The sequence below is a fragment of the Mariniluteicoccus endophyticus genome, from assembly GCF_054780035.1.
The window spans coordinates 15,594-27,431 of record NZ_BAAGXC010000015.1; the positions used below are offsets into that span (position 1 = coordinate 15,594).

12 protein-coding genes are annotated in these 11,838 nt (G+C 69.9%); 7 read left to right on the top strand and 5 right to left on the bottom strand.

Annotated features, from left to right (window positions below; translation table 11 throughout):
- The first annotated feature begins 51 nt into the window (after positions 1–51).
- A complete protein-coding gene (locus tag ACYVGD_RS04740) occupies positions 52–807 on the top strand; it encodes a phosphoglyceromutase (RefSeq protein WP_460741842.1) in 756 nt (251 codons plus the stop codon).
- Positions 808–1,072: 265 nt separating this feature from the next.
- On the opposite strand, the gene phoU is transcribed toward ACYVGD_RS04740, so the two are convergent.
- The gene (phoU, locus tag ACYVGD_RS04745) at positions 1,073–1,738 is read right to left on the bottom strand and encodes a phosphate signaling complex protein PhoU (RefSeq protein ID WP_460741843.1); all 666 of its coding nucleotides are present in this window, start codon (positions 1,736–1,738) and stop codon (positions 1,073–1,075) included.
- 186 nt (positions 1,739–1,924) lie between these two features.
- Between phoU and ACYVGD_RS04750 the strand changes: the two genes are divergently transcribed.
- From ACYVGD_RS04750 to ACYVGD_RS04760, 3 genes are read left to right on the top strand one after another with little or no spacing between them, the layout of a single operon-like run.
- Entirely contained in the window at positions 1,925–3,124 is a 1,200-nt protein-coding gene (locus ACYVGD_RS04750; RefSeq protein ID WP_460741844.1) for a sensor histidine kinase, read from the top strand.
- Entirely contained in the window at positions 3,121–3,798 is a 678-nt protein-coding gene (locus ACYVGD_RS04755; protein WP_460741845.1) for a response regulator transcription factor, read from the top strand. The genes ACYVGD_RS04750 and ACYVGD_RS04755 overlap by 4 nt, the downstream gene beginning before the upstream one ends.
- Before the next feature lie 56 nt (positions 3,799–3,854).
- Complete coding sequence (locus tag ACYVGD_RS04760) at positions 3,855–4,811, top strand: ribose-phosphate diphosphokinase (protein WP_460741846.1); 957 nt, start codon at positions 3,855–3,857, stop codon at positions 4,809–4,811.
- A gap of 75 nt (positions 4,812–4,886) precedes the next feature.
- On the opposite strand, the gene ACYVGD_RS04765 is transcribed toward ACYVGD_RS04760, so the two are convergent.
- Positions 4,887–5,432 carry a hypothetical protein gene (locus tag ACYVGD_RS04765; RefSeq protein ID WP_460741847.1) on the bottom strand — a complete coding sequence of 182 codons (546 nt, stop codon included), beginning with the start codon at positions 5,430–5,432 and terminating at the stop codon, positions 4,887–4,889.
- Positions 5,433–5,696: 264 nt separating this feature from the next.
- Here ACYVGD_RS04765 and ACYVGD_RS04770 point away from each other — a divergent pair, with 264 nt between their 5' ends.
- Positions 5,697–6,182: a CarD family transcriptional regulator gene (locus ACYVGD_RS04770; protein WP_460741848.1), complete on the top strand. Its 486-nt coding sequence runs from the start codon at positions 5,697–5,699 to the stop codon at positions 6,180–6,182.
- Positions 6,183–6,195: 13 nt separating this feature from the next.
- A complete protein-coding gene (ispD, locus tag ACYVGD_RS04775) occupies positions 6,196–6,876 on the top strand; it encodes a 2-C-methyl-D-erythritol 4-phosphate cytidylyltransferase (RefSeq protein WP_460741849.1) in 681 nt (226 codons plus the stop codon).
- A 25-nt stretch (positions 6,877–6,901) separates the two neighbouring features.
- Here ispD and ACYVGD_RS04780 read toward each other — a convergent pair whose 3' ends face one another.
- The 3 genes from ACYVGD_RS04780 to ispF are packed head-to-tail and all read right to left on the bottom strand — an operon-like array spanning position 6,902 to position 9,877.
- Positions 6,902–8,113 carry a neutral zinc metallopeptidase gene (locus ACYVGD_RS04780; protein ID WP_460741850.1) on the bottom strand — a complete coding sequence of 404 codons (1,212 nt, stop codon included), beginning with the start codon at positions 8,111–8,113 and terminating at the stop codon, positions 6,902–6,904.
- A gap of 37 nt (positions 8,114–8,150) precedes the next feature.
- The gene (locus ACYVGD_RS04785; protein ID WP_460741851.1) at positions 8,151–9,335 is read right to left on the bottom strand and encodes a neutral zinc metallopeptidase; all 1,185 of its coding nucleotides are present in this window, start codon (positions 9,333–9,335) and stop codon (positions 8,151–8,153) included.
- 38 nt (positions 9,336–9,373) lie between these two features.
- The gene (gene ispF, locus ACYVGD_RS04790; RefSeq protein WP_460741852.1) at positions 9,374–9,877 is read right to left on the bottom strand and encodes a 2-C-methyl-D-erythritol 2,4-cyclodiphosphate synthase; all 504 of its coding nucleotides are present in this window, start codon (positions 9,875–9,877) and stop codon (positions 9,374–9,376) included.
- A 115-nt stretch (positions 9,878–9,992) separates the two neighbouring features.
- Here ispF and ACYVGD_RS04795 point away from each other — a divergent pair, with 115 nt between their 5' ends.
- Complete coding sequence (locus ACYVGD_RS04795; protein WP_460741853.1) at positions 9,993–11,666, top strand: DUF2207 family protein; 1,674 nt, start codon at positions 9,993–9,995, stop codon at positions 11,664–11,666.
- Positions 11,667–11,838: the final 172 nt, after the last annotated feature.

Consider the following 11,838-nt stretch of genomic DNA (forward strand, 5'->3'; position numbering starts at 1 on the left):
TGCCAGCACCCCCGTGGGTGGGCGCAGGGGTGCGCGCAATAGAGTCGACCCATGAGCGAGAACGCAAAGCTGATCCTGCTGCGCCACGGCGAGTCCGAGTGGAACCAGAAGAACCTGTTCACAGGCTGGGTGGACGTAGACATCAACGACAAGGGCGTCGGCGAGGCCAAGAAGGCCGCCGAGCTGCTGTCGTCGGAGGGCCTGCTGCCCGACGTGCTCCACACGTCGCTTCTGCGCCGCGCCATCCACACGGCGTACCTCGCCCTCGACGGCTGCGACCGCCACTGGATCCCTGTCAAGCGCTCGTGGCGCCTCAACGAGCGCCACTATGGCGCGCTGCAGGGCCTCAACAAGGCCGACACCCTCGCCAAGTACGGCGAGGAGCAGTTCATGCAGTGGCGTCGTTCCTACGACACGCCGCCGCCCGTGCTGGAGAAGGACGCCGAGTTCTCCCAGTTCAACGACCCGCGCTACGCCGACGTCCCTGAGGCCGACCGTCCCCAGACCGAGTGCCTCAAGGACGTCGTGGCGCGCATGCTGCCCTACTGGGAGTCTGACATCGTCCCCGACCTCAAGGCCGGTAAGACCGTCCTGGTGACCGCGCACGGCAACTCGCTGCGCGCGCTCGTCAAGCACCTCGACGGCATCTCCGACGCCGACATCGCGGGCCTCAACATCCCGACGGGCATCCCGTTGTACTACGAGCTGGACGCCGACATGAAGCCCCTCGAGAAGGGCGGACGCTACCTCGACCCCGAGGCGGCGAAGGCGTCCATCGAGGCCGTCAAGAACCAGGGGAAGAAGTGACGCCCTGACCTCTGCGCCTGGCACGGCCCGCCCCTCGGGGCGGGCCGTCCTGCATGTCCGGGCGATGCTCCGGGTGCCGCGTGCTCGATCGTCCCCTGGCGGGTCGAACCCGGCGTCCATGGGGCCGCGCGTGGTCGGGAACGGACAATCGGGCACGCAGCCGCGTCCTCGCCATGGCGCGTCCATGCCGAAGACGGGACGAACAAGCCCCTCCCGTCCGGGGACGAGAGGGGCGTGCTCTGGTGTGGGAGGCGTCGGGGGAGGCTCAGGCCTCGGTCCACGTCTGGTCGGCGGCGGTCTCGCCGGTGACCACGTAGATCAGACGGCGGCCCATCGACACGGCGTGGTCGGCGATGCGCTCGTAGTAGCGGCCAAGCAGGGCCACGTCGACCGCTGCCTCGACACCGTGGTCCCAGTCGTCGCCGAGGAGGATGCGGAACTGGCTGCGGCGCAGCTCGTCCATCTCCTCGTCGTGCACCGACAGCTTGCGGGCGACCTCGACGTCACGGGACTTCAGCGTCTCGCCGGCCTGGGTGACCATGTGCTCGGCGACCTCGGCCATGCGGGCGAAGCTGGGCTCGAGACCTGCGGGAACAGCGCGCTCGGGGAAGCGCATGCGGGCGATCTTGGCGACGTGGGCCGACAGGTCGCCCATGCGAGCCATTTCGGCGACCATGCGCAGTGCGGCGACCACGGTGCGCAGCTCGCCGGCGACGGGCGCCTGACGGGCCAGCAGCGAGTAGCATCGGTGCTCGATGTCGTTGTGTGCCTCGTCGATCTTGGCATCGTTCGAGATGACCTGCTCGGCGAGCTGCAGGTCGGCGTTGAGCAGTGACTTCGTCGCGGTGCTCACGGCCACCGACACGAGCTGGGACATCTCCACGAGGTCGTCGACGACGGAATCGAGCTCTTCACGGTAAGAATCGCGCATGGGTCGGGTGCCTCCTTTAGCGGTTCTGCGCCCGGACCGGCACGCAGGGAACAGTCAACGTACGCAACGGACGCGCGTACGGCCCCTCATTCAAGTTAACGACAAGTGAACAACGTACCAATTGCGGTCCTCCTGCGCCCCGCCGGGGGGTCTTCCGGGACGATCGCCGGGTGCCGTACGCCTAGGATGCGAGACGTGCTCATCTACGTCGTCGCGGCCCTCGCGCTGGTGATCGGCGTCGGCCTCGGCGTGCTGCTGGGCGTCCGACGCGGGACCTCCGCGGCCGCCGAGGCGACCTCCGAGCCGGTTGAGCTGGCGGCCACGCCCGAGCCGACGGTGCCGCCGGGTGTGTCCGACGTGATCAAGGTCCTGCGCTCGTCCGCGGTCGTCGTCGGCCCCCACGACCAGGTCCTCCAGTCGACGTCCCAGGCGCGCACGTTCGGCATCGTCCGTGGCACGCGGATCGCGGTCCCGGCGCTCCTGGAGCTCGTACGCGAGGTGCGTGCCCATGACGAGATCCGCTCCACCGAGCTCCAGCTGCGCCGCGGCTCAGGCAACCCGACGCTGTTCCTGTCGGCGCGCGTCGCCCCGCTCGACGACCTCGTCCTGATCCTCGCCGAGGACCGCACCGCCGCCCGACGCGTCGAGGAGACCCGCCGCGACTTCGTCGCCAACGTCTCCCACGAGCTCAAGACGCCCATCGGTGCGATCTCGCTGCTCAGCGAGGCCGTGGGCGCCGCCGCCGACGACCCAGACGCGGTCCGCAACTTCGCCAGCCGCATGCATAAGGAGTCCGAGCGGCTCGGCGCGCTCGTCGGCCAGATCATCGACCTGTCGCGCCTGCAGAGCGACGACCCGCTCCTCGCGGCCGAGGAGGTGGAGGTCGACGACGTCATCGCGCTGGCCGTCGACCGGTCCCGCGAGGCCGCAGCCAGCAAGTCGATCAACCTCACCGTCGCCGGCGAGCGCGGGTGCCGCGTGATGGGCGACCAGGAACAGCTCATCACGGCCGTGGGGAACCTCGTCGAGAACGCCATCATCTACTCCGACGACCGCGCGCGCGTCGCCGTCGCCGCACGCCGGGTCGTCGAGGACGACGACTATGTCGAGGTCTCTGTCTCCGACTCCGGCATCGGCATCTCGGCCGACGACATGCCACGCATCTTCGAACGCTTCTATCGCGTCGACTACGCCCGCAGCCGCGCCAACGGCGGCACCGGGCTCGGCCTGTCGATCGTGAAGCACATCGCCGCCGCCCACGGCGGCACCGTGAACGTGTGGTCCCAGCCCGGTCAGGGGTCGACGTTCACCATCCGGATCCCCGAGCACGCGAAGGACGAGGCGGGGGAGACGTTCCCCCCAATAGTTGAGGAGTTTGAGCAATGACCCGAGTGCTGGTCGTCGAGGACGAGGCCTCCTACCGAGAGACCCTCGCGTACATGCTCCGCAAGGAGGGATTCGAGGTCGTCGAGGCCGCCGACGGCACCGAGGGCCTGGCCGAGTATGACCGTGCTGGCGCCGATATCGTCCTGCTCGACCTGATGATGCCTGGCCTGCCAGGCACGGAGGTCTGCCGCCAGCTGCGCGCCCGCGGCAGCGTCCCGGTGATCATGGTCACCGCGCGCGACTCCGAGGTCGACAAGGTGGTCGGCCTCGAGCTCGGCGCCGACGACTACGTCACCAAGCCCTTCTCCCACCGCGAGCTCGTGGCGCGCATCCGCGCGGTGCTGCGCCGCGGCCAGGACGTCGAGCTCGTCCCCGACGTCGTCGAGAGCGCAGGCGTACGCATGGACGTCGAGCGCCACACCGTCTCGGTCGACGGCGAGAGCGTGAAGCTCGCCCTGAAGGAGTTCGAGCTGCTGGAGATGCTGCTGCGCAATGCCGGGCGCGTGATGACCCGCGGCCAGCTCATCGACCGCATCTGGGGCGCCGACTACGTGGGTGACACGAAGACCCTCGACGTCCACATCAAGCGCCTGCGCTCCAAGATCGAGCCCGACCCGGCCAACCCGCGCTACCTGATCACGGTCCGCGGCCTCGGCTACAAGTTCGAGGGCTGACCCGGCGTGCGGCGTGCGCCCTGCATCAACGCATCGTGGACGCTAGTCTGAGCCACGTGACCGACGACATCACCGTTTTCTCCGGATCTGCTGCCCCTGAATTCGCCAAGGAGATGTGCGACATCCTCGGTGTCGAGCTATCCCCGGCCGACATCACGCGCTTCTCCAACGACTGCCTCCAGGTCCAGCTGCAGGCCAACTGCCGCCGCAAGGACGTCTACATCGTCCAGCCGCTCGTGCCGCCGGTGCAGGAGAACCTCGTCGAGCTGATGCTCATGCTCGATGCGGCGCGTGGGGCCTCGGCCAGCCATATCACGGCGGTCATCCCGCACTACTCGTACGCGCGCTCGGACAAGAAGGACGCCTCGCGCATCTCGATCGGCGGCCGCCTCGTCGCCGATCTGCTCCAGACCGCCGGCGCCACGCGCGTCATCACCATGGCGCTGCACTCGGAGCAGGTCCACGGATTCTTCGGTATCCCCGTCGACCACCTGACGGCGGTCCACGAGCTCGCTGACCACTACCGCCAGAAGGACCTGTCGAACACGGTCGTCGTCTCGCCCGACTTCGGCTACGCCAAGGTCGCCTCCCAGTTCGCCCGCCTGCTCGACCGACCCGTCGCCGCCGGCTCGAAGCGCCGCATGGCCGACGACAAGGTCGTCATCGACCGCATCGTCGGTGACGTCGAGGGCAAGGACGTCATCATCATCGACGACGAGGTCGCGACCGCCGGCTCGATGATCGAGCTGATTGACCGCCTCCGCGAGGAGAACGTCAAGAAGATCTCGATCGCCTGCACTCACGGCCTGTTCACCGGCAAGGCCGTGGAGCGGCTCAACGCCCAGGGCGACGTGTCCGAGATCGTCACCACCAACACAGTGCCGCTGACCGAGGACCGGACGCCCGCCAAGCTCGAGACGCGTTCGGTGGCGCCGCTGTTCGCTGAGGCCGTACGCCGCCACAACTCCGGCGAGTCGGTGTCGTCGCTGTTCGACCAGAACAGCCGTTCCTGAGCCGTCGACGCACGCGAAGGGCCGCCCGGTTCTCCGGGCGGCCCTTCGTCGTGTCGTGGCTGGATGTGGCCCGCGTCAGCTCGGCGTGGCGGTCGGCGTCGCGGCGCCTGCGCCCGGCTTCGGCGAGGCGGTCTTGTAGTCGGCCTTCTTGCCGTCGACGACGGGCACGCGCAGGGAGACGGCGCCGGCCTTCTCGAACATCAGCGTGACCTCGGCGGTCTGGCCGGGGGCCAGGTCGGACGCGGCCAGCTCGATGGCCGGCTGGTCGAGGAGGTTCACGGCCTCGTTGGCGTTGACCTTGATGTCGGCCGTGGCCGCCGGGAACGTCGAGCCGTTGTCGCCCTTGAAGGTGATGACGCGACCGGTGGCGCCCTTGAGGGTGTCGGCCTCGGGGGAGATCACCGAGCCGATGAGCGTGGCCTTGCCCGACTCCTTGGCCAGGAGCATCACGTTGCGCAGCTTCAGCGGCACGGTGCCCTGGACGCGGGCATCGATCTGTGCGCCCTCGGCGGGCGTGTAGGGCTGCAGCGTCTGAGGGGTTCCGCAGGCGCTCAGGCCAGCCGCCAGGCCGAGGGAAAGGGCAGCGGCGGCAACAGCACGGACAGGCTTGGACGTGAGCACGGTTCGTAGTCTCCTCGGGCGTACGGATAGTCACGTGCAGCCTAGCGACTTCTGCGCGACGGCGCCTGTCAGAGGCCGGTCGTGCCCCGTCGCGACCGAGCAACTGCCACCTGCCGTCGAGGACCGTTGACGGGCGTGGAGGGCACGTCGAGCGACGGATGTCAAGGGGGTCCGGAGAGGCCAACTGTGGGCTGACAAGCAGGGACGCCCCGGGGTGATCCTGAGGGCGTGCTAAACTGGTGTGCGGGAAAGGGGTTACAACTTATGACCTTCACAGTCGGCGAAACGGTGGTCTATCCCAATCATGGGGCGGCCGTCATCGAAGATATCGAGACTCGAAAGATCAAGGGTGAGGACCGGCTCTACCTGGTTCTCCGCATCGTCGGACAGAACGACCTCGTCGTCCGGGTCCCTGCCTGCAACCTCGACCTCGTGGGTGTCCGCGACGTCGTGGATGCCGACGGGCTCGAGAAGGTGTTCTCGGTCCTGCGCGCTCCCCACACCGAGGAGCCCACGAACTGGTCCCGCCGCTACAAGGCGAACCTCGAGAAGCTCCACTCCGGCAACGTCATGAAGGTGTCCGAGGTCGTCCGCGACCTGTGGCGCCGTGAGAAGGACCGCGGCCTGTCCGCCGGCGAGAAGCGCATGCTCGCCAAGGCCCGCGAGATCCTCGTCTCCGAGCTCGCGCTCGCCGAGAAGGTCGAGAAGTCGCTGGCCGAGACCCGGCTTGACGAGGTCCTCGCCTCCTGACAGGTTTCCGCCCGTGAACACCGACACACCACCGGTCGTCGCCCTCGTGGCGGCGGCCGGTTCTGGTTCCCGGCTCGGGGCAGCCGTCCCCAAGGCCCTCGTCGAGCTCGCCGGGGTCCCGCTGGTCCGGCGATCGGTCGACCAGCTCGCCGACGCGGGTGTGCAGCGCGTCGTCGTGACCATCCCCCAGGGTCTCGACGCCGAGTTCACCGCGGCCCTCGACGGCACCGCCGCCGAGGTCACGCTGGTCGTGGGCGGGGCCGAGCGGCAGGAGAGCGTACGCCGGGGCCTGGCGGCCTGCGCGGGCGCCCGGATCGTCCTGGTCCATGACGCGGCCCGGCCGCTGGTGCCGGTCGCCGTCGTACGCGCGGTGATCGACGCCGTCGCCGACGGACACGTGGCGGTCGTCCCGGCCATGCCCGTCGTCGACTCCGTACGCCGCGTGGATGGGGAGGGTTCGAGCGTCGTCGACAGGACTGGGCTCTTCGGCGTGCAGACGCCGCAGGGCTTCGACCTGGCCTCGCTGGCGGAGGCCCATCGTGTGTGCGCCGAGCGCGGGCTGGTGGTGACCGACGACGCCGCCGCCTGCGAGGCGCTGGGCCACCGCGTCCACCTCGTGCCCGGCTCGCGTCACGCGATGAAGGTCACCGAGCCGTTCGATCTGGTCGTCGCCGAGGCGCTCGTCGCGGGTTGATCCGCCCCGGCGCATCCGCCGAACGTCACCGCACCTGGTTGCTGGGCGCGGTCCACGTGTTGCACCGGCCGACGCTGCTGCCCTTGAGGCCCTGCCCGGTCCACGCGCGGCGTGCCGCGGCCGTGCCGTGCTCCCACTCGTTCTCGGGGATCTTGTTGACGTCGTCGGCCAGGGCGGCGAGGCTGTCAACCAGCGTCTGGGCGTCCTCGTCGCTGTAGCCGCGCGACACCGAGACCGACCTGGCGTACATGCCGGCGAAGCAGTCGGCCTGCAGCTCGGAGCGACGCTTGAGTTCGTTGCGCTCCGACAGGTTCGACTCATTGTTGTAGTACTGCGTCATCGCCCCCCAGATCGCGATGCGACCCTGCACGTGGTGGGCGTACTCGTGGGCCATCAAGATCTCGAGCGCGCCGCGCCGGTTGAACAGCTGCAGACGGGCCATCTCACGTGACAGGTATAACTGCTGGTTGGCAGCGCAGTAGAAGGCGTTGGCGTAGGTGAACTCGCCGCACGGCGTGGCGATCCGGCGGCCGTAGATCGTCACGGTCGGCCGGTAGGCCTTGTAGGTGCCGGTCTCGGCGAGAGCGGGGGCCCATACGCGCATCGAGCAGGCCATCTGGTTCTCGAAGTACCGCTTCAGTTCGGCGTCGCTGGCCCCGTACGGGGTGATCTCGCCCAGGTCGCACCGGACGGGCTCGGCGAGCGAGACGGAGTACAGCGCGTTCCTCTGCAGCACCGCCCGCGCCTCGGACTCCGACACCATCGGGATCTGCGGGGGTGCCTCGTTGGCCGCGGGCACCTTGTAGCCCTCGTTCTTGTAGGCCACGTTCTTCGACGGCGGCGGGGTGGGCGCCGGCGTGGTGCGGGTCGGCGTGGTGCGGGTCGGCGTGGGGGAGTAGGTGTTGGTGGGCGTCGGCCTCGGTGACGGCGAGCGGGTCGGGCGCGACGCGGACGAGGTCGGCGTACGCGGGGACGAGGTCGTCGCCGTCGTGCCGGCGAAGGTCTCGTCCAAGGCGGAGACGACGATGCCGAGCACGAACAGGCCCGCGACGATCACGATGGCGCCGACGAGGGCCACCACGCCGCACCCGGCTGCACAACCGTTGCCGCGGGAACGCGGCGCCTGCCGCCACGCGCCGTAGTCGCCCGGATGGGGCGCCCGTTGGGCCCACTGCTGCTGGGGCCAGCGCTGCGGCCCCCACTGTGGCGCCTGCCAGCCACCCCCGTACTGACTCACGCGGACACCATAGGCAGTGTCGGGGTCGGCGCAGGGGTCAGCGCACCTGTTCCTTCGGCACGATCCACGTGTTGCACTTGCCGACCTCGTCGGTGCTCATGCCCAGCTGGCCCCAGTAGCGCCGGGAGGCCGCCGAGCCGTGGTTGCCCTTGCCGGCGGGGGCGCCGAGGCTGTCGTCGCCGATGGCGTGCAGCGCGTCGAAGAACGTCTGGATGTCGGCGTCGGTGTAACCGCGCGACTGGCGTACGGCGCGCACGTACATGCCCGACAGGCAGTCGGCTTGGACCTCCGAGCGGCGCGACATCCACAGCGCCTCCTCGGTGGACGGGTTCTCCGACTCCATGATCCGGACGCGGGAGCCGACGACGCCGATGCGGCCCTGGATGAGGTGGCCGAACTCGTGGGCCATGACCAGCTCGACGCCACGGGGGCGCTGCAGCGGCTTCAGCTCGTCGGTGCGGGCCATGTCGCGCGAATAGTAGAGCTGCTGGTTGGCGGCGCAGAACACGGCGTTCACGCCCTTGATCTGGCCGCACGGCGACGAGACCGAGTCGCCGTAGACCGTCACGGTGGGGCGGTGGATCGTGTATTTCTTCGTCTGCGACAGCGCCGGGTCCCACACGCGCATCAGGCACGCCATCTGCTGGTCGAAGTAGGCCTTGATCTGGGCGTCAGACGCCGTGCGCGCGTCGATCTCGGGCATCTCGCAGCGCACCGGCGAGGCGACCTTCACGTTGTAGGCCGCATTCTTCTCGAGCGTCTGCTTGGCCTCGGCGCTCGTCGCCGGGATGTCGACCATGCCGGCCGACGGGTCTGCGGGGGGCACGCGGTAGTCGTCGTTCTTGTAGCTCGGCTGCGACAGCGCCGAGATGAGCGCGAGCGCTGCGAACGCGGCGAGCACCACACCGAGCGTGATCAGGATCGCCTTGGCCGGGCCGCCCCTCCTCGCCGTGGGGTACGCCGGCTGGCCGGGGGCGTACGCCGACCCCTGCGGGGAGTACGCGCCCGGGTGCTGCCCGGCGTACGGCTGCTGGGGGGCTGGCCCGGGCCGGTGCCAGCCCTGCTGGGGCGCGCCCCACTGCTGCTGGCCGTACTGCTGGCCGAAGTTGCCCTGACCGAAGCCGGGCTGCTGGCCGCCCCACCCGGGCTGCTGGCCGCCCCAACCAGGCTGCTGGCCCCCCGCACCGGGTGCGGGCCACTGGTTCCCCCAATTCTGCGTCACGAGGGTCACCCTATGTGACCGGGGACCACGAGGAAGGGTCAGCGCACGGGGACGACCAGCGCGGTGGCGATCGCCGCCAGCCCCTCCCCACGGCCGGTCAGACCCAGCCCGTCGGTGGTCGTCGCCGCCACGGAGACCGGGGCGCCGAGGGCCTCGGCCATCACGCGCTCGCACTCGGCGCGGCGGGGGCCGACGCGGGGACGGTTGCCGACGACCTGCACGGCGACGTTGCCGATGTCGAACCCGGCCTCGCGTACGCGGCGCGCGGTCTCGACGAGGAACTCGGTGCCGGAGGCGCCCGTCCAGCGCGGGTCGGACGTGCCGTAGTTGGAGCCGAGGTCCCCGATGCCGGCGGCGGACAGGAGCGCGTCGCAGGCCGCGTGACAGGCGACGTCACCGTCGGAGTGCCCCTCGGGGCCCTGCGGCTCACCCTCGAAGTGGACGCCGGCGACCATCATGGGGCGGCCGTCGACCAGACGGTGGACATCGGTCCCGAGGCCGGTGCGGGGGAGGGGGAGGGGGACGGGCTGCTGGCTGCTCACGACCACACCCTAGGCAGTGGCGGCGCGGGGCGGCGAAGTGGTCGCCGACTATGGTTCACTGACCGCGGAATTCGACGTCCAGACTCGCCGGGCATCGGCACAACGAGGGGGAATGGTGGGCAAGCTCAGGATCGGCGCCGTGCTGATGGTGATGGCCGTGTGGTTCGGCATCACCGCACCGGCCGCCCACGCGGAGGGCAAGGTCGAGAACCACGCCTCCACCATCACCATCGAGCGTGACGGCGCGTTGAAGGTCCAGACCACGATCACGCTCGGCCAGGCCGCCCCGGCGACGCTGGTGCAGAAGATCGCCACCCGCGAGGCGGCGATGGACCAGACCGAATATGTCTTCGACGTGTCGGACACCAAGGTCGCCGCCGACGGCCGGGCCGGTGAGGTCAAGACCGACAAGGACACCATCACGTTCTCGGTCCCGACCAGCGGTGCCAAGGAGGTCGTGATCTCCTACACCGTGAGGGGAGCCGCCCACCCCACGCCCGGAGACACGTCCACGGTCCGGTGGGAGGTCCTGCAGGGCCTCAACGCTCAGGCAGACAACGTGACCGCAGACATCCTGGTCCCCGGCCAGTTCAGCGACTTCAAGTGCGTGGCCGGGCCTCCCGCGACCGAGCAGTCGTGCGCGAGCTCCGAGGGCACGCCGCACTCCGGGGCGAACCCGAAGTTCTCCGACGGTCCCCGCGGCGAGGGTGAGGTCGTGGGCCTGCGCATGGCCTTCCCGTCCACGGTCCTCCCGCCCAACCAGGTGGTCGAGGAGCTGTGGACAGTGGGCCGTGCGTTCTCGTCGGCCCCGCTGCCGCTGGGCCTGTCCCTCGGCCTGCTGGCGCTCGGCGGCCTGGGGCTGTGGCTGTTGCACCGGCGCGCGGGCCGCGATGCTCACCCCGAGGGCGACCCGACCCCCATCGCGAGGTTCGAGCGCACCGACGGTGTCTCGGTCTTCAAGGTCGGCGACTCGGTCCTCCCTGGTCAGATCGGAACCGTGGCCGACGAGCGGGTCGACCCCATCGACGTGACAGCCACCATTGTCGACCTGGCCGTACGCCGCCACCTCCGCATCGCCGAGATGCCGCGGCGCAGCGAGTTCGCGCCGACCGACTGGACGTTCGAGCCGGGCGACGGCGGCGACCGCGCGGCGCTGCGCCCCTTCGAGGAGGAACTGCTCGACGCGCTCGTTCCGGCCGACGGCAAGCAGGTACGCGTCTCCGAGATCGGGCCGACGATCTCGGCGCACATCCCGTCGGTGCAGGACAAGCTCTACACCGAGATGGTCGACCACGGCTGGTACGAGCGCCGTCCCGACTCGACGCGCAACGTGTGGAACCAGGGGGCGATCATCGCGCTCATCCTGGCCATCGTGCTCACCGGCCTCCTCGCGGCCTTCACCTCGTTCGGCCTCGTGGGCGTCGCGGCGATCGCCCTGGCCCTCGGGCTGGCGTTCGTCGCCCAGGAGATGCCCGCGCGCACGAGCAAGGGCGCCCGCCTGCTGGCGGGTCTGGGCGAGCTGCGCCAGCAGCTCATGACGCACCCCACCGACGAGATGCCGAAGGGGCACGAATACCGCGAGCTCTCCCAGGTGCTGCCGTACGCGATCGTGCTCGGCGGTTCCGAGCGCTGGCTCGAGGCGCTCGTGGCGGCCGACGACGATGCGAACGTCCCCGACCCGACGGACCTGTACTGGTACCACGGTCCCCAGAACTGGCACCTGCGGGACCTGCCCGACTCGCTGCGCAACTTCATCACGACCGTCTCGGGCAACCTGTTCGCGCGCTGACGCACATCTGCGGCGGGATCGCTCCGGACCGATGAGCGTTTGCGTGTCAGGCCGGGTCTCCTTGGGGGAGAGCCACATCGCGGCCTTGTCCGAGGAGGCTCTCACCATCGCGAGTGGAATTTTCCGATCGCATGGGTTTGACTTGGGCGTCGGTGTGCCGTGCCCGACGCCG